Source organism: Mesorhizobium sp. WSM4830 (assembly GCF_055811495.1).
In genome coordinates this window covers 26,271-46,777 of sequence record NZ_JBVVQI010000037.1, presented here as the reverse complement: position 1 = coordinate 46,777, position 20,507 = coordinate 26,271, and the positions used below count along the sequence as shown (strand labels likewise).

Sequence of the window (20,507 nt, the reverse complement as noted above, 5' to 3'; positions counted from 1 at the left end):
CGAACAATGACCAAGATCGCAATTCTCGGCGCCAATGGCCGCCTCGGCCGCACGGTGGCCAAGGCCTTCCTCGAGGCCGGCTACGATGTCCGTGCCGTCACCCGCAGCGGCAAGGTGCCGGCCGAGCTCAAAGGCGCCACGGCGATCGCCGGCGACGCGCTCGACCGTGCTGCGCTGATCCGCGCGGCCGAAGGCGTCGATATCATTTTCAACGGCCTCAACCCGCTCTACACCGACTGGAGCAAATGCCTGCCGATGGCCGAGAACGTCATGGCTGCCTGCCGGGCGAATGGCGCACTGCATCTCTTCCCGGGCACCGTTTACAATTACGGCTCGCCGATGCTGGCGGTGATCACTGAAGTCACGCCGTTTCGCCCGACGACGGAAAAGGGCCGTATCCGCGTCGCCATGGAGGACCTGTTTCGCCGCGAGGCCGACGCAGGTCGGGTGCGCACGATCCTGCTGCGCGCCGGTGATTTCTTCGGCGGCACCGGCAGCGGATCGTGGTTCGATCTGGTTGTTGCCGCCAAGATGACTAAGGGTATCTATACGGCACCGGGACCGGTCGATCTCGTGCATGAATGGGCCTATCTGCCCGACTTGGCCAAGGCTTTCGTCGGACTGGCTGACAATCTCGACAAGCTCGGCTTCTACGAGGCGCTGAACTTTCCCGGCCATGCGGTGACCGATCTGGAGATCAAGGCGGCCGCGGAGAAGGCGCTCGGGCGCACGTTGAAACTGACGATGATGCCGTGGTGGGTGCTGCGCGCCGGCAGCCCGTTCGTGGCTATGTGGCGCGAGATCGTTTCGATGTCCTATCTCCGCTTCGAGCCGCACCGGCTCGTTTCAGGCAGGCTGGAAAGCGTTATCGGTACGATCCCGCACACGCCGCTGGAAGATGCAGTGTCGGAAGCGCTCGAGGATATCGGCATCGCCACGCTCAAGACGACGCAAAAAGTTGCCTAACAACAAACCAAAAAAAGGCGGATGGCCAGATGGTCATCCGCCGCGGTTCGGGAGAGAGGTTACACTCAGATCCGGCCCATCAACAGCAGCACCAGGACAACGATCAGGATGACGCCGACGATACCGGATGGTCCATAACCCCAAGACCGGGAATGCGGCCACGCCGGAACCGCGCCGATCAGGATAAGAATAAGAATAATGACGAGAATGGTGCTGATCGTCATCAGAAAATCCTCGCTTTGAGGTTGCAATGACGGAACAATGCAGAAGGCCGCCCATTGTTCCAGGGCGGCCTTGCTTGATCAGGACGGCGATCCGACTCTATTCGGCGGCCTTCGGGAAGGCGATCGCCGGTTCGGCGCCCAGATCGGCGTCCGGGCCTTTCGACGGGATGTCGGCCTTGCGACGCCCAAACAGACGACTGAACCAGCCACGACGCGCACCGGGTTTGAGCTTGGCGCGAGTGAACACCATCAGCATCGACGGCGTCACCACCAGCGTCAGCACGGTGGCGAAGGACAGCCCGAAGACGATCGCCGAGGACAGCGAAATCCACCATTGCGTCGACGGCGCGTTGATCGTTGTCTCGTGATGGAAGATTTCGAGGCCGAGGCCGAAAGCGATCGGCAGCACGCCGAGGATCGCCGACACCGCCGTCAGCACCACCGGACGGGCGCGTTCGCGGCAGGTCTGCAGAACGGCTTCGTATTTGTCCCAGCCCTCTTCACGCAACCGGTCGTAGGTGTCGATCAGCACGATGTTGTTGTTCACCACCACGCCGGCCAGCGCGATGACACCGATGCCCGACATGACGATGCCGAATGCCTCGCCTGTCAGCAGCAGCCCGAGGAACACGCCGATCGTCGCCATGACCACGCAGGACAGCACCAGCCAGACGCTGGTGAACTTGTTGAACTGCGCCAGAAGCACGATGAAGATCAGGAAGATCGCCGCACCGAAGGCTTTGCTGAGGAAGGCACCGGCCTCCGCGCTGTCCTCATTCGAACCGGCAAGCTTCCAGCGAATGCCGCTGCCGAGGTTCATGTCTGCGACAGCTTTGGTGACCTCCTGCTGGACGGCAGCCACCTGGGCGCCGGCAGCGACGTTGGCCTGGACGACCACCGTTCGCGCACCGTCGATGCGGTTGAGGATACCGACCGTCGGCTCCGGCTTGCGTACGACGAAGTTAGAGATCGGCACCGAGCCTTGCGCAGTCTGCACCCGAAGTTCGTCGAGCGTCGACAGCGTGCGCCGATCCTCTGGCAGGCGCAGTCTGATGTCGACAGCGTCATCGGCGCCGGCGGGCCGGTACTCGCTGAGCTTCAGCCCGTTGGTCACCAATTGCACCACCGTTCCGACCGCGGTCGGGCTGATGCCGTACTGCGCCGCCTTGGCGCGATCGACTTCAAGCGCCCAGTCGACGCCGGGCGGCGCCAGACCGTCGGAAATATCAATGACGCCGGGCACCTTGGCAATGCGCGCGGCAACGGCGCGGGCCTTGTCGTCAAGGCCCTTTGGATCGACGGCCGAAAGCCTGATCTGGATCGGCTTGCCGGTGGGCGGGCCGGCTTCCGGCACGCGAACCTCGACGTCGACACCGGGGATGCCGGCCATCACGCCGCGCAGTTCGTCCAGGATTGAGTTCGCCGATTTGCGCTCGCGCCAGTCGACGAATTCGTACTGGATCACGCCGACCACGTCTTCCGGAACGTCCTGGCCGCCGCCCTGCGTCTTGCCGACACGGGTATAGACAGACTTCACGCCCGGCCAGCCGAGCAGCCGGTTTTCCGCCGTCTTGGTGGCCGCGTCCATTTCGGCAAGCGAAAGATTGCCGCGGGCGTGGACATAGAGCAGGCCGTAGTCAGGCTCGACATTCGGGAAGAATTCGACGCCGGCGCCGAATTTCGAATAGGCGTAGCCCACGCCAAACAACAGCGCCACGGTGAGGACAAGCACGGTGATGGGATAATGCACCGCCTGCTTGACCACGGCCATGTACCAGCCGTCGCGATTGTCGTCGGGGTGATGGGCGGGCGCCTTGGCGAATATGGCGCCCAGCGTCGGTGCGAAGACCAGCGCATAGAGCATCGAGGCCGAGAGCGTCACGATCAGCGTGATCGGCATATATTTCATGAAGTCGCCGATGATGCCCGGCCAGAACAACAGCGGTGAGAAGGCGGCAATGCGCGTCATCGTCGCCGCGATGACCGGGCCAGCCATGCGCTTGGCGGCAAGCGCGAACGCTTGCTCCTTCGGCATGCCCTCGCTCATGCGTCGCTCGGCGAATTCGGTGACGATGATGGCGTCGTCGACCAGCATGCCGACCGCCAGGATGAGGCTGAACAGCACGATCATGTTGATCGTGTAGCCCATCATTGCCAGCAACAGGATGCCGATCAGGAAGGATGAGGGGATGGCCAATCCGATCAGCAGCGAGGCACGGCCAGACAGGGCATAGAGGATAACGATGAACACCAGGATGACGGCGATCATCACGTGGTTCTGCAAATCGCCGAGCAACTGGTTCACGAACACGGACTTGTCTTGCGTGTAGGTGACGTGCATGCCCTCCGGCATTGTCTTGATGAAGGCGTCGGACACCTCCCTGACCTTGCCAATCGTATCGATCAGGTTGGAGCCGATGCGCTTCTTCACCTCGATGGCAATCGCCGGCTTGCCGTCGAGGCGGGTAACCGTCTCGGCGTCCTTGAAGGTCGAGCGGATCGTGGCGATATCCTTGGCCTGCACCACCGCATTGGGGCCGGCGACGACCGGAAGCGCCGCCACATCCTCTGGCGTCTCGATAAGCGAGGGCACCTTGACCGCGTATTTGCCCTCGGACCCTTCGATGTTGCCGGCCGCGACAAGACTGTTGGAAGCGCCGACCGCACCGATCAACTGGTCGAGCTGCAGCCCGTAGGAAGACAGCTTCATCGGATCGATGACCACTTCGACGAGGTCGTCGCGGGCACCCTGCAGCGAGCCCTCGAGCACGCCAGGCACTTCCTCGATGCGGTCGCGCAGCTCGCGCGCCGCCGCCGTCAGCACGCGCTCGGGCACCTCGCCCGACAGCGTCACGACAAGGACGGGGAATTCGGAGATGTTGACCTCGGAGACCACGGGCTCCTCAGCCGCTTGCGGCAGGTCGGCCTTGCCGTCCTGCACCTTGCTGCGCGTGTCCTGCAGCGCGGTGGCGAGATCCGTCTGTGGCTGGAATTCGACCAGCACATAACCGCCGCCCTGGAAGGCGGCCGAGCGCATCTCCTTCAAGCCCTTCAGGCTCTTCAGCTTGGCTTCCATCGGCCGCAGCAGGAGGCGTTCGGAGTCTTCCGGCGAGATGCCCTGGTAGATCAGGCTGACATACATCATCGGAATCGGGACGTCGGGTTCCGCTTCCTTCGGCGTCGACTGGTAGGCGACCGCACCGGCAACGATGAGAAAGACCAGGACCGCAATGGTCAGCCGGGCATTGCTGATTGCAAGTTTGACGATGTCCATGATTACTGCGTCCCGGTCGTCGCTTCGCCCAACAGCTTTTGAATGGTCGCCTGGTCGGCCTCGACCGGCTTGATCACTTCGCCCTCCTTCACCAGCTCCTGGCCGGCGACGATGATGCGGGCGTCGGCCGGAATGCCGCCGAGCACCAGGCCGGTCGGCGTGTCGTCGACCAGGTCGATCGGGAAGAACACGACCTTGTCGTCCTTGTCGACGGCGCGGATGCCGAGGTCGCCCTTGTCGCCGAGCGTCACCACCGACCGCGGCAGCATCACGGCGTCGGTCGGCTGGGCGCTGAGCGCGATTTCGGCCGTCATGCCGGCCGGTACGGAACCATCGGCGTTAGGGATGGCGACTTCGACCCGGAAGGTACGGGTTGCCGAAGATGCATCCCGGCTGATGTAGCGCACGATGCCCTCGACATTCTGGCCGCTGACCAGACGCACATTCGCCTTGTCGCCGATCTTCAGATAGCCGAGATCGCGTTCACTGACTTCGCCGCGTGCAATCACCGGGTCGAGGCTGAGAATGGTAGCCACCTCGCCGCCCTGCATCACCGAACTGCCAAGCTCCACCGGCACCCGGTCGATAACGCCGTCGAAGGGCGCCTTCACCTCATTGCGGTCGAGCTCAGCTTGCGCGGCGTCCAGTTGCGACTTGGCCAGCGACAGGTTGGAGCGGGCCGTATCGAGCTGCAGCGTCGGCAGGTTGCCGGTTTTCATCAGCCGCAGGGCAGCAGCCAGCTCTGCCTCACGTTGCACGACAAGCTGCTTGGCGTTGTCGACCGCCGAGATTTTTTCCTCGGCGGCAAGCATCAGGATCAGGTCGCCGGTCTTGACGTGCTGACCCTGCTTGACCGGCAGCTTGTCGATGACGCCGGCGACGCGTGTCGCCAGGACGGCGCGCTTATCGGCTTCGGTCAGTCCGGAAATGCGGATAGCGCGTGCATAGGTGCGCCGTGGCGGGGTTATGACCGCGACCGTGCGCAAGGGCGCCTTGGGCTGTTCCGCCCCGGCAGTCCCCGGCTTGGCTGCGTCGGCGGCCTTGGGCTGGTCGACCTCTCCTGACTTGGGCTTGTTGTCGGCGGATGCGCTGCCGACGGACGAGAATTCGCCTGTCGCCATCCAGCCGGCGAACCCGATAAGCACAACAATGGCTGCAAGCTTGTGAAACCTGAATTTCGGCATCGTCATTTTTTCCAGTGCGCGGGGTTCGGCCAGGCCGCATCTTCTACTTGGGGCGCGTCGCCGATATGGGTGCGCGCGAGGCCGTATTCAAATTGCCGTGATCGGCGAAGCGCGCTTCTACCTCAAAGTTGCGTCGCAATATAGTCAGAAAAGTTGATGGATTGTTGCTTTGTCCGCAAAGATGCGGCTGCAGCATCGGCTGTTGATCGCCAAAACAGCGGTATGGCAGCAAGTGTCAGGATGATTGGACAGATTGCGATGTCATCTGCTTTGCGGAGGAGCCAGAGCAATTCCAGAAAATGTGTGAAACGGTTTTCCGTCCGGAATTGCGTCAAAACAAAAAAATAGAGCGGTTCGGCGTTTCCGTGCAGCGATGAACCGTTCTAGGCCGGACGGCGGGCGGCCTCGGGCTGCTTGCGCGCCGCAAGAAATTCCTTGACCCTCCGGCCCGGCGCCGGCCCGCGCACCGGCTTCAAGCCGTCGTCGAGCTCGCCGGACAGATCGATCGTCGGCCGCTTGCCGACGGCGTCGTAATTTTCTTCCAGCCAGTCACTGGCTGCGGTGCGGCCGAGGTCGCGCAGATAGGCAAGAAACGCCCATTCGGCATTGACCTTGGACGATGCCGACAGATCCTTGAACGCTTCGTCGGCGTCGATGCGGTGCATGCGGATGTCGCGATATTCGCCGTGCGGCAATCGGCCGGCGGCGATCAATTCCTTGACGAAGGCGATCGAGCGGAATTCGCGCAACAGCCCGGCATTGAAGGTGATCTCGTCGATGCGGTTCTGGATTTCATTGGCGCTCTTCGGCGTCCCCTCGCGGACCACCGGATTGATCTGCACCAAAAGCACGTCCTCGGTGGCCGCGGTCTTGAAGAACGGGAACAGTGCCGGGTTGCCGCCATAGCCGCCATCCCAATAGGGCACGCCCTTGATCTCGACGGCACGGAACAATTGCGGCAGGCAGGCCGACGCCATCACCGTGTCGAGGTCGATCTCGCCGTCCGAGAAGACCCGCAACTGGCCGGTCTCGACATTGGTAGCGGAAATGAACAGTTCCATCGACTTGCAGGCGCGCACATTATCGAAATCGATCTCACGTTCGACCACGTCGCGCAGCGGATTGATGGCGAGCGGATTGGCGATATAGGGCGAAAATACCCGAGACATCGTATCGAACAGGAAATAGCCGGGCGTGTTCTCGATCGACCAATTGCCCCAGGCGACGTCCCAAGGCATGCGCTGCACCGGGCTGAAGCGGCCCTTTGCCGCCACCGCACGCCAGAAATCATCGAGCTTCCGCCGCGCGCCCTCGACCCCGCCGCGGACAAAGCCGTCGGCCAGCGCCACGGCATTCATGGCGCCGGCACTGGTGCCCGAAACCGCCGTTATATCGAGGCGCCCGTCCTCGAGCAGCCGATCGAGCACGCCCCAGGAAAATGCCCCGTGCGAACCGCCGCCTTGCAGCGCGATGTTGATCTTCTTTGGCTCTTCCGCCTTGCCGTTTTTCGGCATGGCGTGGCCCTTGACCGCTGGAAGGCTCACTGAGCGGTCCAGCCGCCGTCGACAGAGATGTGCGTGCCGTTGATCTGCGCCGCCGCATCCGAGCATAGGAACGCCGCGGCCGCCGCAACCTGCTCGACGGTGACGAACTCCTTGGTCGGCTGCTTTTCGAGCATGACCTCGCGGACCACCGTCTCGCGGTCCATCTTGTTGGCCTTCATCTGGTCGGGGATCTGCGCCTCGACCAGCGGCGTCAACACATAGCCCGGACAAATGGCATTGCAGGTGATTTTGTCGCGCGCCAACTCCAGGGCGACAGTCTTGGTCAAGCCCATAATGCCATGCTTGGCCGAGACATAGGCCGACTTGAACGGCGACGCGACCAGGCCGTGGGCCGAGGCGACGTTGACGATCCGGCCGCCACCGGCCTGTTTCATCAACGGGATGGCGGCTGCGATCGTATGGAAGGCCGATGACAGGTTGATAGCGATGATGGCATCCCATTTCTCGATCGGGAAGCTTTCAACCGGCGCGACATGCTGGATGCCGGCATTGTTGACCAGGATGTCGATCGAGCCGAATGTCTCGGCTGCCTTCGCCACCAAAGCCCGGCACTCGGCCGGCTTCGACATGTCGGCCTTGACGTAGACGGTCTTCACCTTGTGGTGCTTCGCGATCGCGTCGGCGATGGCGTGGTCGTCGGCGGTGTCGGAAAAGGAATTGACGACGATGTTGCAGCCTTCGGCCGCGAGTGCGTGGGCAATGGCCAGGCCGATGCCCGAGGTTGAACCGGTGACGATGGCGGTTTTTCTAGCGGTCAAGGCGGCCTATTCCTTTCGAGGCGGGCTCCCGTGGAACCATGCTGCACTGCAGCATATAGGTTCTCTGTCACCCAAGAACAGCGGATGTGTGGAGCAATGACATGAAATTTTTGTCATGTAGACCTCTCTCATCTTGAAGAGAGAGGTGTCCGGCATCGGCTGTAGCGGGCCGGTTTCCGTAAAGCATTCGGGGAAAAATCCTCAGGCGACGAGGTCCGGCACCGGCCCGATATAGCGCGACTGCGGCCGGATCAGCCGTCCACTCGTCTGCTGCTCGCGCGCATGGGCGATCCAGCCGGCGACGCGCCCGGCAGCAAAGACATTGGTGAACGCCTCTTTTGGAAAGCCCGCCGCTTCCAGCAGAAGTGCTGTGAAGAACTCGACATTAGTCTGGAGCGAGCGCGACGGCTTGGCGATGCGAAGCACTTCGAGCGCCGCTTGCTCCACGCTTTCGGCAAACGCCAGCCGGTGGCCGGCTTCGCCCTTGGCGCCGAGTTGCCGCACCACCGCTTTCAGCACGTCGGCACGCGGATCGCGCACGCGGTAGATGCGATGCCCGAAGCCCATGATGCGCTGGCCGCGCCCGATCTCGTCGCGCAGCCAGCCGGCGGCGTCGCCATGCGCCTCGATCGCGTCCAGCATCTCGATCACCGGACCTGGCGCGCCGCCATGCAGCGGCCCCTTGAGCGCTCCGAGCCCGGCCAGCACCGCCGAAGCAAGCCCAGCCTGCGTCGAGGCGACCACGCGCGCGGCGAAGGTCGACGCGTTGAGGCCATGGTCGCAAACCGTCACCAGATAGGTATCGAGCGCCTTCGCCAATTTCGGCGAGGCCGCAATGCCGGTCAGCATCCGCAGCATGTCGGCGGCATGATCGGCCTTGCCATCAGGCGCAATCGGGCTTTCGCCGCGATGCAAGCGCAGCAAGGCCGGCGTCAGCACGGCAGGTGCTGCAACCAGCCGCAGCGCGTCCGGCAATTTGTCACTATCCGGCAGCAGGGCAATGCCGGCGCGCATCGCGCTGTAGATATCGAGGGATGCGAGAAACGGCAGCAAGGGTTCGATCCGCTCGAACACTTCGCTGCGCGCCCGACCGATCGCGTTCGCCAGCTCCCTGCCGTCGGGAAGATCGTCGAAAAAGCCGTCGAACAGCAGATGAACCACCTCGGCGTATTTCCAGCGGCCTGCCAGGTCGGGCAACGAATGGCCCCGGATGGTCAGGCGGCCACCAAGACCGTCAACATCGGAGAGCACCGTTTCCGCCGCCACCACATCATCGAGCCCATTCGCCATTGGTTTTCTCCTTGACCCTTTCCGGGCGGTAGATAAGGGTTGGCGACTGGACCATCAATCTTGATCAACTGAATCAACATGACAAGGCTGACATGACGGAGTGGCTGACGCGGGACGAAGCCCTGGAGCGTCTCAGGGTGCGCGCCCAGACCCTCTATGCCTATGTCAGCCGCGGACGCATTGGCATGCGGCCGGATCGGGCCGACCCACGCCGCAGCCAGTATCGCGCCGACGACATCGCGGCGCTGGCGAGCCGCCGGGCGCGCGGCCGAAATCCCCAGGCAATAGCCGAAAGTGCAATTGCCTGGGGTGAGCCGGCGATCGCCACCACGATCTCGACCGTTTTGCACGGCCGCCTCGTCTATCGCGGCCAGGATGCGGTCACGCTCTCCGAGACAGCCACGCTGGAGCAGACGGCAAACCTGCTTTGGGCATCTGGCGCACCAGTGTCGTTCGGGTCGGCGAGCCGCCATGGCAACGGCGCAACTGGTCGGCCGGCGGCCTTCGCGGAATTGGCCGCGTTGGCGGCCAACGGACGGCCTTCGCTCGGCCGCCGATTGGCTTCGCCCAACCACGATGCGGCCGGCGCTATCGCCGCTTTGGCCCTGGCGCTCGGCGCGGTTCGCGGAAGCGGTGCCGTGCATGAAAGGCTGGCGCAGGGCTGGTCCCTCGATGCTGCCGGCGCAGACTTGATCCGCCGCTCGCTCGTGCTGTTGGCCGATCACGAACTGAACGCATCGACCTTCGCCGCGCGGGTCGCTGCGTCGACCGGTGCACCTGTTTCGGCCTGCCTGCTTGCCGGCCTCGCCACCCTCTCCGGTCCGCGCCATGGCGACGCTGCGGAGGCGGTCATGATGTTGGGCGAGGATGCGCAGAGATTGGGGCCGGATGCGGCTGTCGGTCGCTGGCTCGGTCACGACAGGCCACTGCCCGGATTTGGCCATCCGCTTTATCCCGACGGCGATCCGCGAGCGGAGCCGTTGCTGGCCGCGATAGATGTCGATGATGGGCTGTCAAGGCTTTGCGATGCGGCCTTTGCGGCAACAGGCATGCGCCCGAACGTCGATTTCGCCTTGGCTGCGGTGACGCGCAGCCTCCGTTTGCCGTCCGATGCGCCGTTCCGCCTGTTCGCGCTCGGCCGCGGCGTCGGCTGGGCCGCGCATGCCGTGGAGCAGGTGACAAGCAACGGCCTGATCCGGCCGCGCGCCCGCTACCAGGGACCGCTGCCGGAGCGGCTCTAGCCGCGCTGTTTGCGACGTCTCAGCGGCACTTTAGCGAAGGTTCGACGCGGCGCTTCGCCGGCCGGCAGTCACGACATCGTATCGAGCTTGCGCTGCATCGCGGCGATCTGCTCCTTCAGCTCCTGAAGGTCGTCGGGTTTTTCCGGTGTTTCTTTCTTGGCCGGTTCGGGTGGTGCTGCTGCCGGCGCAGAGCCCGCGGGCGGGAACGGCGTGAACAGCCGCATGGCGTTCTGGAACATTTCCATGTTGCGCCGAGTCTGCTCCTCCAGAACCTTGATCGGCGTGGCGATCTTCATCATGTCCATCGGCGACTTGCCGAGGGCATCTTTCATCTGCTCGCGAAGGCGTTCCTGCTCCTTGGAGAAGGCCAGCATCGACTGCTCGAGAAAGCTCGGCACGATCATCTGCATCTGGTCGCCGTAATAGGCGATAAGCTGACGCAGGAACGGGATCGGCAGCATGTTCTGCCCGTCCTTGTTCTCCAGCTCGAAGATGATCTGGGTCAGTACCGGATGCGTGATGTCGTCACCGGTCTTGGCGTCCTGGACAGTAAAGTCCTCGCCTTTTTTGACCATTTCAGCGAGATCCTCGAGCGTCACATAGGTGCTGGTGCCCGTATTGTAGAGACGGCGATTGGCATATTTCTTGATAACAATAGGTTCGTCTTTTGCGGCCATCTGCATCCTCCCCGGACACCGGGCAGCTTAAGTAAGCCGCCGGTAACGATTGCGCCTTTTTAAAGGATATGCGCAAAAGCGTCATGAATCCAAGCAGTTTGTGCAGTGCGAGAACATTTTATGCTGCGCAGCACGGATGGGCTGCCGTCGCCGCGACGCGCGGCCTGCTTGCGACGGAGCAACGCCTTACCCATTTCGGGTTTGACTCGGGTTGTGGAAAGGGCAAGAAAAGTCCCCGACGGCACCCGAAATCGTTCCCCGAAAGCCTGGAGAAGAACATGTCCGCTTCCAACGCCATCGTTGTCGCCAGTGCGGCGCGCACGCCCGTCGGCTCCTTCAACGGCGCCTTCGCCAACACGCCAGCCCATGAATTGGGTGCGGTCGCCGTCAGGGAAGCGCTGGTCCGTGCCGGCGTCGACGGCAAGGAGGTGGACGAGGTCATTCTCGGCCAGATCCTGACCGCGGCTCAAGGGCAGAACCCGGCGCGGCAGGCGGCAATGGCCGCCGGCGTGCCGCAGGAGGCGACCTCCTGGGGCCTGAACCAGCTCTGCGGCTCGGGCTTGCGCGCCATCGCGCTCGGCATGCAGCAGATCGCCCAGGGCGACGCGAGGATCATCGTTGCCGGCGGCCAGGAATCGATGTCGATGGCTCCGCATGCGCAGCATCTGCGCGGTGGCGTCAAGATGGGCGATTTCAAGCTGATCGACACCATGATCAAGGACGGCCTGACCGATGCCTTCTATGGCTATCATATGGGCAACACCGCGGAGAACGTCGCCCGCCAGTTCCAAATCACCCGCGACGACCAGGACCAGTTCGCACTGGCTTCCCAGAACAAGGCCGAGGCTGCGCAGAAAGGCGGAAAATTCAACGACGAGATCGTTGCCTTCACAGTCAAGGGCAGGAAGGGCGACACGATAGTCGACCAGGACGAGTACATCCGCCATGGCGCGACGATCGACGCCATGACCAAGCTCAAGCCCGCCTTCGACAAAGACGGCACGGTGACAGCAGCCAATGCTTCCGGCATCAATGACGGAGCCGCCGCCGTGGTGCTGATGACCGAAGCGGAAGCCGCAAGGCGCGGCATCACGCCGCTGGTGCGTATCGTTTCCTGGGCGACCGCCGGTGTCGACCCGCAGATCATGGGGACGGGACCGATCCCGTCCTCGCGCAAGGCGCTGGCCAAGGCCGGCTGGTCGGTCGGCGACCTCGATCTGGTCGAAGCCAACGAGGCCTTCGCCGCGCAGGCCTGCGCCGTCAACAAGGACATGGGCTGGGACCCGGCGATCGTCAACGTCAATGGCGGTGCCATCGCCATCGGCCATCCGGTCGGCGCCTCGGGCGCCCGCATCTTCAACACGCTGGTCTACGAGATGCGCCGCAGAAGTGCCAAGAAAGGTCTTGCGACGCTGTGCATCGGCGGCGGCATGGGTGTTGCCATGTGCGTGGAAGCATTGTGATGAGATAAGCGATACGAATAGGATGCTGGCGCAAGCGAGTAGGGAGTAGAGGGCAAACCCCACCGCTTCAACGCTCAGTCATCTGCATTTCCCGGGAGGACACATGACAAAGGTTGCAATCGTCACAGGCGGGTCGCGCGGCATCGGCGCGGCGATATCGGTCGCGTTGAAAAGCGCCGGCTATTCGGTGGCCGCAAACTACGCCGGCAATGAAGAAGCGGCGGCAAAGTTCAAGGCCGCGACCGGTATCCCGGTGTATAAATGGTCGGTCGCCGACTACGAGGCCTGCGCCGCCGGCATCAAAAAGATCGAGGCCGACCTCGGTCCCGTCTCGGTGCTGGTCAACAATGCCGGCATCACCCGCGACGCGATGTTCCACAAGATGACGCGCGAGCAATGGAAAGAGGTCCTCGACACCAACCTTTCCGGCGTCTTCAACATGACGCATCCGTTGTGGGGCGGCATGCGCGACCGCAAGTTCGGTCGCATCATCACCATCTCCTCGATCAACGGCCAGAAAGGCCAGGTCGGCCAGGTCAATTATTCGGCCTCGAAGGCCGGCGATATCGGCTTCACCAAGGCACTGGCCCAGGAAGGCGCGCGCGCCGGCATCACCGTCAACGTCATCTGCCCCGGCTATATCGCCACCGAGATGGTCAAGGCGATGGACGAGAAGGTGCTTAACGAGCGCGTCATCCCGCACATCCCGGTCGGCCGTCTCGGCGAGCCGGAGGAGATCGCGCGCTGCGTCGTCTTCCTCGCTTCCGACGATGCCGGTTTCATCACCGGCTCGACCATATCAGCCAATGGCGGTCAGTACATTAGCTGAGGCTTGGGATGTCGCGGATGTCCCCGTACCGGCCCGACGGCAGGTACGGGCAGATAACCGCGCCGTCACGCGGCAAGCTTCAGCGCTGGGCTGGCTTCAGGCTGGGTTCGGGCAATTGCACCTGCCTCGCACGCGGGTGCCGGCAGACGGGCAAGCGGCGCCCGACTGAGGCCCGACAGCTTCAAGGCGATGCGGCGTTTCAGGAATGGTGTGAGGTTCAGCACCGATAGCACGAGGTTGCGGACGAACCGCTTCACCGGACTGCGGGTAAGCGCCATGCCGGTCATCATACCAGCCAGGTCAAGCACCTCCTGGGCCGCCGGGCGTCGCAGTGTTTCATAGAGTTCGAGCTCCGCTTCCGGGCGCATGCCGTTCACCACGTCGCCAAGCAACTGACCAAGCACGACCGCGTCGACGATGCCGGTATTCATGCCTTGCCCTCCCGCCGGGCTGTGTACGTGCGCGGCATCGCCCATCAGGAACAACCGGTCCTTGCGGTATGACCGGACCAGGCGGTGATGCACGCGAAAACGCGAGCTCCATTTCAGGTCGAGCACCCGGCCTCGTTTGCCGGTCGGTCCGCGGCTGTCCAGCAGCGGCTGTATGTCTGCGACCGCGGGTTTTTCCGGCGCGTCGTCCATTGTCGCGACGACGCGGTACGATCCGTCCGGAAGCGGCGCCACCACCACCAGCCCGGCTGGCGCAAAGAACAGCGACACCTCGGTTGGCCCAACCGGCCAGTCGAGACGAACGTCGGCGAGAACGAACGACGCCTCATAGGCCGCGCCGTCGAACTCGATGCCGGCCGAGCTGCGCACCAGGCTGTGCATGCCGTCGCCGCCAACGACGTAGCGTGCCGATATGATCTTCTCGCGGCCGTTCTCGACCACCGTCACGCACGCACCGTCAGTGTCCTGAACCACGGCCTTGGCCTCGACCATGCGGTGGATCACGCCGCCCAGGGCGGCAATCCGCTCGGCGAACACCTGCTCGGTGAGATTCTGAGGCAGCATCATCAGATAGGGATGCCTCGACGGAAGCCTTCCGAAATCGAGCTTGAGCAGTGCCCGGTTGCGGTCGCGGATGGCGAAATTCTGCAGCTTCAGGGCAAGTTCGCTCAGCCGCTGCGTGACGCCCAGCGGCTCCAGCGCTTCCAGCGTCTGAGCGTGGATGACGCCAGCCCGCGAGGTCTGAAGGCCCTCCCCAAGCCTGTCGATCAGAACATGGTCGACCCCGGCCTGGTGCAGCACGATGGACAGCGCCAAGCCGGTCGGGCCGGCGCCAACAATCAGGACGTCCGTTGTATCGGGCAACATTTTCTCTCTCCATTTTGTCAACATTTGTTGACTTTTTAGCCGAAGCCATTGCATTTGTCAACGGTCGTTGGCATATGCATTTTCATGGCCGAGAATCAGTCGAAGAAACCCAGCAAGTCGGATCGCACCCGGGCTCAGATTCTTGAGGCCGCGAGGCTCCTGTTCGCCGAACGCGGCTATGACGGCGCCTCGATCCGTGACGTCGCGGCCCATGCTTCGATCGATCCGGCCATGGTGATTCGCTATTTCCGCAGCAAGGACGAGTTGTTTGCCAGGGCGGCGGTCGTCGATCTGAAATTGCCCGCACTACGGGTGATCGACCGAACCGACATCGGCAAGACACTGATCAGGCGATTTCTCGAAATCTGGGAAGATCCGACCAACGGTACCGGCATGGCAATTCTGCTGCGTTCGGCGACGTCGAACGAATTTGCCGCCGAAAAGGTGCGCGACGTATTTGCCAACCAGGTGAGGCCCCTGGTTGCGGCGGTCGCTGATCCCGCCGATGCGGGCCGGCGGGCCGGGCTCATTTCCAGCCAGTTGCTGGGATTGGCGATGTGCCGGTACCTGCTGCGGCTCCCGCCGGTCGTCGCCCTGTCTCACGACGAAATCATCCAGAACGTTGGCCCCGCATTGCAGCGCTATGCCGTCGGAGCGGACGTATCCTGAACAAGCCGTTCGGCATGGTTGGCCGAGTTCTGAGCCTCACGCACTAAGCGCGTCGACCCGATGGCCATGATGCCGCGTGTGCCGAACCAGTACACAAAGGTTAACGGCCGCTGCGCAACCTGTGCAAAAACCGCCCGGCAGCATGTGGATTCTCGGTGGAAAAGCTGTTCACAACACAACATGTTGCAGTGAACAAACCAAGAATCTTCGGCTATCTCTGATTCGTCGCCGATTCGTTCCGGCTTTGAGCGGAACGTTAACGGCGAGAGCTGAAAACACCCTCGAAATGATTAAGGCGCATTAGGAAACATCAATAATTTCATAATGTTGCGCGAAGCAGGTTGGCCGGCCACGATCATTCACCGGCAAAGGTTAACCGTGGTGCTGGCTTGGATGCCGCCTGCATGAATCGGGCCAGTTTCCGGGATTCAGCATGTGGTGAGATTCGCCGGCAGAAAGCCCAGATGTAGCCGTGAACAAAACCTGAATCAGCGCGAGTCAGTGATTCGTCGCTGATTCGTTCCAGACTCGTTCCAACTGTTAATCGGGAACAGATTTTTGGCTTTGAAGCTACCAATCGGCCCGCCCTCGGCACATTCCGCTTTCGCTTCGCGCCCGAAATCCCTATGTGTCGCCTGTCATACGCGGCCAATATGGGCGCGCTCCCGACAATGCGAGGCAGAGAGCCTTATTTCCAGGCCGATGAACATCCATCCGAAACACACTGAACCGCTGATCCTGTCGGGTCGAGACGTGACGGCCGTGCTCGGCCCGACCAACACCGGCAAGACCCATCTCGCCATCGAACGCATGGTGGCGCATGAAAGCGGCGTCATCGGCCTGCCGCTCAGGCTGCTTGCCCGCGAGGTCTATACGCGCGTCTGCGAGAAGGTCGGCGCCCATAAGGTTGCGCTCATCACCGGCGAGGAAAAGATCCAGCCGGCTGGCGCGAAATACTCGGTCTGCACCGTGGAAGCGATGCCGCGAGAGACCGACGCCGCCTTCGTTGCCATCGACGAGGTCCAGCTCGCCGGCGATCTCGAACGCGGCCACATCTTCACCGATCGCATCCTGCATCTGCGCGGCCGCCAGGAGACGCTGCTGCTGGGTGCGGCCACCATGCACGGCATCCTGCAGCGCCTGCTGCGGGGCGTGTCGGTGGTGACCCGGCCACGGCTATCGCACCTTGCCTATGCCGGCTCGAAGAAGCTGACCCGCCTGCCGCGGCGCACCGCGATCGTCGCTTTCTCGGCCGACGAGGTCTATGCCATCGCCGAGCTGATCCGCCGCCAGCAGGGCGGTGCCGCCGTCGTGCTCGGCGCACTCAGCCCGCGCACCCGCAACGCCCAGGTGGCGCTGTTCCAGTCGGGAGACGTCGACTACCTCGTCGCCACCGACGCCATCGGCATGGGCCTCAACCTCGACCTCGAACACGTCGCCTTCGCCCAGAACCGTAAATTCGACGGCTACCAGTACCGCAACCTGACGGCGGCCGAGCTCGGCCAGATTGCCGGCCGCGCCGGCCGGCATCTGCGCGACGGCACCTTCGGCGTCACCGGCCAGGTCGATCCGCTGGATGAGGAACTGGTCAAGAAGATCGAGGCGCATGATTTCGACCCGGTGAAAGTGCTGCAGTGGCGCACCGCGCATTTCGATTTCGCCAACCTCGATGCGCTGAAGCGCTCGATTGAGACCAACGCCCCGGTCGAAGGTCTGACGCGCGCACTGCCGGCAGTAGACGCGCAGGCGCTCGAGCATCTGTCGCGCGACGAGGACGTCCGGGCACTCACCACCGATGCCAGACGCGTGGCGCTGCTGTGGGAAGCCTGCGCGCTGCCCGACTACAGGAAGATCGCGCCGGCCCAGCACGCCGACTTGATCGCCTCCATCTACATGGACCTTGCCAGGCACGGCCATGTCGACGAGAACTACATGGCCGAGCAGGTGCGCCGTGCCGATACCACCGAAGGCGACATCGACACGCTATCGCACAGGATTGCCCAGATCCGCACATGGACCTTCGTTTCAAACCGGCCCGGCTGGCTGGCCGATCGGGCACACTGGCAGGAAAAGACGCGCGAAATCGAAGACAGATTGTCGGATGCGCTGCATGAGCGGTTGACGAAACGTTTTGTAGACCGCAGGACTTCCGTCCTCATGCGGCGCCTTAGAGAAAACACGATGCCTGAAGCCGAAATCAGCCCAACCGGAACTGTCCTCGTCGAAGGCCATCACGTCGGCGAGTTGCAGGGTTTCCGCTTCACCGCCGACCAGAGCGCCGGCGGCGAGGACGCCAAGGCAGTGCGGGCGGCGGCGCAGAAGGCGCTTGCCGCCGAGTTCGAGGCGCGGGCCGAGCGCTTCGGCGCCTCTGCCAATGGCGACATTGCGCTGGGTTCGGATGGCACGCTGCGCTGGATCGGCGCCCCGATCGGCACGCTGGTTGCCGGCGAAGACGCTTTGAAGCCGCGTCTCGTTCTGCTCGCCGACGAGCAACTCACCGGCCCGGCCCGCGACAAGGTTGCGGCGCGCGCCGAGCGCTTCGTCAATTTCCAGATCGAATCCCTGCTGAAGCCGCTGGTCGATCTCAAGAATGCCGAGCAGATCACCGGCATCGGCCGCGGCATCGCTTTCCAGCTTGTCGAGCATTTCGGCCTCATCAACCGTCGCGACATTGCCGACGAGATGAAGTCGCTCGACCAGGAAGGCCGCGCGGCACTTCGCCGTCTCGGCGTGCGCTTCGGCGCCTACCATGTCTTCGTGCCGGCGTTGATCAAACCGGCGCCGGCCGGGCTGATAACGCTGCTGTGGGCGCTGAGAAACGACGGCAAGGACAAGCCCGGCTTCGGCGATGTCGTTCACGCACTGGCCTCCGGCCGCACCTCGGTGGTCATCGATCCGACCTTCGACAAGACCTTTTACAAGCTTGCCGGCTACCGCAATCTTGGCCGGCGTGCCGTACGCGTCGATATTCTCGAACGGCTGGCCGACCTGATCCGGCCGGCGACCAACTGGAAGCCGGGCCTCGGGCCTCGCCCTGACGGCGCCTATGACGGTCAGTCCTTCATGGTGACGCCGCCGATGATGTCGATCCTCGGCGCCACCGCCGACGACATGGAAGAAATCCTGAAGGGACTCGGCTATCGCGCCGATGCCAAACCGGCAGCCGAGGTCAAGGCGCGGCTCGAAGCCCAGGACAATGCCGCGCGTGAAGCTGCCGCTGCAAAGCAGGCGGCGGAAGAGGCTGCGCGAGTCGAGCAGGCGAGGATAGCGGAAGCATCTGCCGCGGCAGAGCCGCAGGCGGAGGTTTCCGAACCAGTGTCGGATGCGACCCCAGTTGCGGAGGCTGCAGCCGAAGCGGCGGCAGAGCCTGTCGCGGAAGCTCCAGCCCCAGAAGCTGCGGCAGAAGTCACGCAAGAGACCCGGCCCGCCGCCGAGCCGACTGCTGAAGCGCCTGCGGAACCAGCGGCTGAGCCAAGGGCGGAACTTGGGGCGGAAACTGAGGCTGCGGCACCGGCAGAGCCGCCGGTTTTCGAAACTGCGGAAGCATCGCCGGCCGAACCTGCAGCAACGGCGGAAGCCGTCGCCGGCGAAGCTGCTCCAGAAGCCGAGGAGCCAAAACCCATCCTGTTGTGGCGGCAGGCTCGTTTCGACCAGCGCCCACGTCATCGCCAGCATGACAACCGCCCCCGGGACAATCATCGGGACAATCGTGCGCGCAATGGTCAAGCTGCGCCGGGCGGCCGCGTCGATGCGCCGGTAGATGCCGGCGCGCAACCGACGCCGGGCGACGGGCCCGCCCGTCAGGGGCGCCACGACCAGCGCGACGGCGCCGGCAAGCCGCGCTTCGACCGCAGCAAGTTCAAGCCGAGGCCGCAAGGCGAGGCGGCGGAGCAGCGCGCCGGCAAGCCGCAAGGCGAACGTCCCGAACGGCGCGAAAATCGGCCCGACTGGAAGGCTGGCCGGCAGGACGGCAAAGGCGGCGCCCAAGGCGCAAAACCCGCCTTCCAGCCAAAGCCGCGTGAGGAACGCCCGGTCCGCTTCGATCCGGACTCGCCCTTCGCCAAGCTCGCCGCGTTGCGCGACCAGCTGAAGAAGTAAGCTGCTCATCCGATGGTCACTGATGCCCGCCAGCGCATCGACAAGTGGCTGTTCTTCTCGCGCGCGGTAAAATCGCGCACGCTGGCAGCCAAGCTGGTGGTCGCCGGACGCGTCCGCATCAATCGCGACAAAGCAGCGCAGGCCTCCGACACGGTCAGGCCGGGCGACGTTTTGACCATCACGCTGGAGCGGCGGATCTTCGTCTGGAAAATCCTTGGCACCGGCGTACGGCGTGGCCCGGCCGAAGAAGCCCGCCTGCTCTACGAGGATATGTCGCCGCCCCCGGTGCCCAAGGGCGAGGCGCTTCCCGATGCGGTGCCGCCGTTGCGCGAGGCCGGCAGCGGCCGCCCGACGAAGAAAGAACGCCGCCAGACCGACCACCTGCTCGGCGACGATTGAGCAAACTCGAACGTCCGCTTTGCCGGCCCTCTGGAATTCCATTCCGGAAACCGCGGCACCGCTGGCAAGGGCCGCCCTTGCCACCAGCGGACAAAGGCGTTACCTCACCAAAAAAGCCCAACAAAATGGGACGTCCCGGAGCCGACCAATGACCTACGTCGTGACCGACAATTGCATAAAATGCAAATACATGGACTGCATTGAGGTCTGTCCGGTCGACTGCTTCTACGAAGGTGAGAACATGCTCGTCATCCACCCGGACGAGTGCATCGATTGCGGCGTCTGCGAACCGGAATGCCCGGCCGACGCGATCAAGCCCGACACCGAGTCGGGCCTCGACAAATGGCTGCAGATCAACACCGAATATGCCGAGAAGTGGCCCAACATCACCGCCAAGAAGGAGCCGCCGGCCGACGCCAAGAACTTCGATGGCGAAACTGGCAAGTTCGAGAAATATTTCTCCCCGGAGCCCGGCGAAGGCGATTGACGAGCCTGCCGGCTGCGGCGGCCTGACGCCGCGTAACAGACGTGATACATTAACTGCCTTGACAGGC

Annotated in this window: 16 protein-coding genes; 8 read left to right on the top strand and 8 right to left on the bottom strand. The window is 63.5% G+C overall.

Translation table 11 applies throughout. The features are described from left to right. Positions 1 to 6: 6 nt before the first annotated feature. Positions 7 to 966, top strand: coding sequence for an SDR family oxidoreductase (locus AC0L2Y_RS30220; RefSeq protein WP_473561490.1), 960 nt, complete (start codon positions 7 to 9; stop codon positions 964 to 966). A gap of 65 nt (positions 967 to 1,031) precedes the next feature. Here the strand turns inward: AC0L2Y_RS30220 and AC0L2Y_RS30215 are convergent, their stop codons facing one another. The 6 genes from AC0L2Y_RS30215 to AC0L2Y_RS30190 form a co-directional block, all read right to left on the bottom strand. Next, on the bottom strand, positions 1,032 to 1,190 hold the full coding sequence (locus AC0L2Y_RS30215; RefSeq protein ID WP_352564626.1) for a DUF3309 family protein: 159 nt from the start codon (positions 1,188 to 1,190) through the stop codon (positions 1,032 to 1,034). 97 nt (positions 1,191 to 1,287) lie between these two features. Further along, entirely contained in the window at positions 1,288 to 4,464 is a 3,177-nt protein-coding gene (locus AC0L2Y_RS30210) for an efflux RND transporter permease subunit (RefSeq protein WP_473561488.1), read from the bottom strand. Between the two features lie 2 nt (positions 4,465 to 4,466). Continuing rightward, on the bottom strand, positions 4,467 to 5,648 hold the full coding sequence (locus tag AC0L2Y_RS30205; RefSeq protein ID WP_473561486.1) for an efflux RND transporter periplasmic adaptor subunit: 1,182 nt from the start codon (positions 5,646 to 5,648) through the stop codon (positions 4,467 to 4,469). Positions 5,649 to 6,031: 383 nt separating this feature from the next. Beyond that, positions 6,032 to 7,162 (bottom strand): patatin-like phospholipase family protein, encoded by a 1,131-nt coding sequence (locus tag AC0L2Y_RS30200; RefSeq protein WP_473561501.1) that lies wholly within the window; start codon positions 7,160 to 7,162, stop codon positions 6,032 to 6,034. 26 nt (positions 7,163 to 7,188) lie between these two features. Beyond that, positions 7,189 to 7,971: a 3-hydroxybutyrate dehydrogenase gene (locus AC0L2Y_RS30195; protein ID WP_473561484.1), complete on the bottom strand. Its 783-nt coding sequence runs from the start codon at positions 7,969 to 7,971 to the stop codon at positions 7,189 to 7,191. 201 nt (positions 7,972 to 8,172) lie between these two features. Continuing rightward, positions 8,173 to 9,261, bottom strand: coding sequence for a citrate synthase/methylcitrate synthase (locus tag AC0L2Y_RS30190; RefSeq protein WP_473561482.1), 1,089 nt, complete (start codon positions 9,259 to 9,261; stop codon positions 8,173 to 8,175). A gap of 92 nt (positions 9,262 to 9,353) precedes the next feature. On the opposite strand from AC0L2Y_RS30190, the gene AC0L2Y_RS30185 reads away from it, so the two are divergent. Next, entirely contained in the window at positions 9,354 to 10,502 is a 1,149-nt protein-coding gene (locus AC0L2Y_RS30185) for a citrate/2-methylcitrate synthase (protein ID WP_473561481.1), read from the top strand. Positions 10,503 to 10,570: 68 nt separating this feature from the next. On the opposite strand, the gene phaR is transcribed toward AC0L2Y_RS30185, so the two are convergent. Continuing rightward, a complete protein-coding gene (phaR, locus tag AC0L2Y_RS30180) occupies positions 10,571 to 11,179 on the bottom strand; it encodes a polyhydroxyalkanoate synthesis repressor PhaR (protein ID WP_473561480.1) in 609 nt (202 codons plus the stop codon). Positions 11,180 to 11,457: 278 nt separating this feature from the next. Between phaR and AC0L2Y_RS30175 the strand changes: the two genes are divergently transcribed. Both AC0L2Y_RS30175 and phbB read left to right on the top strand, forming a co-directional pair. After that, positions 11,458 to 12,642 carry an acetyl-CoA C-acetyltransferase gene (locus AC0L2Y_RS30175; protein ID WP_473561478.1) on the top strand — a complete coding sequence of 395 codons (1,185 nt, stop codon included), beginning with the start codon at positions 11,458 to 11,460 and terminating at the stop codon, positions 12,640 to 12,642. 103 nt (positions 12,643 to 12,745) lie between these two features. After that, positions 12,746 to 13,471: an acetoacetyl-CoA reductase gene (gene phbB / locus AC0L2Y_RS30170; protein WP_473561476.1), complete on the top strand. Its 726-nt coding sequence runs from the start codon at positions 12,746 to 12,748 to the stop codon at positions 13,469 to 13,471. Positions 13,472 to 13,536: 65 nt separating this feature from the next. On the opposite strand, the gene AC0L2Y_RS30165 is transcribed toward phbB, so the two are convergent. After that, positions 13,537 to 14,787, bottom strand: coding sequence for an FAD-dependent oxidoreductase (locus AC0L2Y_RS30165; RefSeq protein WP_473561475.1), 1,251 nt, complete (start codon positions 14,785 to 14,787; stop codon positions 13,537 to 13,539). Between the two features lie 84 nt (positions 14,788 to 14,871). Here AC0L2Y_RS30165 and AC0L2Y_RS30160 point away from each other — a divergent pair, with 84 nt between their 5' ends. The 4 genes from AC0L2Y_RS30160 (at position 14,872) to fdxA (ending at position 20,440) form a co-directional block, all read left to right on the top strand. Further along, positions 14,872 to 15,456 (top strand): TetR/AcrR family transcriptional regulator, encoded by a 585-nt coding sequence (locus AC0L2Y_RS30160; protein ID WP_473561474.1) that lies wholly within the window; start codon positions 14,872 to 14,874, stop codon positions 15,454 to 15,456. Between the two features lie 702 nt (positions 15,457 to 16,158). Continuing rightward, positions 16,159 to 19,554 carry a helicase-related protein gene (locus tag AC0L2Y_RS30155; RefSeq protein WP_473561472.1) on the top strand — a complete coding sequence of 1,132 codons (3,396 nt, stop codon included), beginning with the start codon at positions 16,159 to 16,161 and terminating at the stop codon, positions 19,552 to 19,554. A gap of 12 nt (positions 19,555 to 19,566) precedes the next feature. Next, positions 19,567 to 19,953 (top strand): RNA-binding S4 domain-containing protein, encoded by a 387-nt coding sequence (locus AC0L2Y_RS30150; protein ID WP_473561470.1) that lies wholly within the window; start codon positions 19,567 to 19,569, stop codon positions 19,951 to 19,953. Between the two features lie 148 nt (positions 19,954 to 20,101). Further along, a complete protein-coding gene (gene fdxA / locus AC0L2Y_RS30145; RefSeq protein WP_292664799.1) occupies positions 20,102 to 20,440 on the top strand; it encodes a ferredoxin FdxA in 339 nt (112 codons plus the stop codon). The last annotated feature ends 67 nt before the right edge of the window (positions 20,441 to 20,507 follow it).

What these genes read in the sequence shown, in the direction of transcription:
- AC0L2Y_RS30220 (WP_473561490.1), top strand. Translation starts at nt 7, where the DNA reads ATGACCAAGATCGCAATTCTCGGCGCCAATGGCCGCCTCGGCCGCACG.
- AC0L2Y_RS30215 (WP_352564626.1), bottom strand. Translation starts at nt 1,190, where the DNA reads ATGACGATCAGCACCATTCTCGTCATTATTCTTATTCTTATCCTGATC.
- AC0L2Y_RS30210 (WP_473561488.1), bottom strand. Translation starts at nt 4,464, where the DNA reads ATGGACATCGTCAAACTTGCAATCAGCAATGCCCGGCTGACCATTGCG.
- AC0L2Y_RS30205 (WP_473561486.1), bottom strand. Translation starts at nt 5,648, where the DNA reads ATGCCGAAATTCAGGTTTCACAAGCTTGCAGCCATTGTTGTGCTTATC.
- AC0L2Y_RS30200 (WP_473561501.1), bottom strand. Translation starts at nt 7,162, where the DNA reads ATGCCGAAAAACGGCAAGGCGGAAGAGCCAAAGAAGATCAACATCGCG.
- AC0L2Y_RS30190 (WP_473561482.1), bottom strand. Translation starts at nt 9,261, where the DNA reads ATGGCGAATGGGCTCGATGATGTGGTGGCGGCGGAAACGGTGCTCTCC.
- AC0L2Y_RS30185 (WP_473561481.1), top strand. Translation starts at nt 9,354, where the DNA reads ATGACGGAGTGGCTGACGCGGGACGAAGCCCTGGAGCGTCTCAGGGTG.
- phaR (WP_473561480.1), bottom strand. Translation starts at nt 11,179, where the DNA reads ATGGCCGCAAAAGACGAACCTATTGTTATCAAGAAATATGCCAATCGC.
- AC0L2Y_RS30175 (WP_473561478.1), top strand. Translation starts at nt 11,458, where the DNA reads ATGTCCGCTTCCAACGCCATCGTTGTCGCCAGTGCGGCGCGCACGCCC.
- phbB (WP_473561476.1), top strand. Translation starts at nt 12,746, where the DNA reads ATGACAAAGGTTGCAATCGTCACAGGCGGGTCGCGCGGCATCGGCGCG.
- AC0L2Y_RS30165 (WP_473561475.1), bottom strand. Translation starts at nt 14,787, where the DNA reads ATGTTGCCCGATACAACGGACGTCCTGATTGTTGGCGCCGGCCCGACC.
- AC0L2Y_RS30160 (WP_473561474.1), top strand. Translation starts at nt 14,872, where the DNA reads ATGGCCGAGAATCAGTCGAAGAAACCCAGCAAGTCGGATCGCACCCGG.
- AC0L2Y_RS30155 (WP_473561472.1), top strand. Translation starts at nt 16,159, where the DNA reads ATGAACATCCATCCGAAACACACTGAACCGCTGATCCTGTCGGGTCGA.
- AC0L2Y_RS30150 (WP_473561470.1), top strand. Translation starts at nt 19,567, where the DNA reads ATGGTCACTGATGCCCGCCAGCGCATCGACAAGTGGCTGTTCTTCTCG.
- fdxA (WP_292664799.1), top strand. Translation starts at nt 20,102, where the DNA reads ATGACCTACGTCGTGACCGACAATTGCATAAAATGCAAATACATGGAC.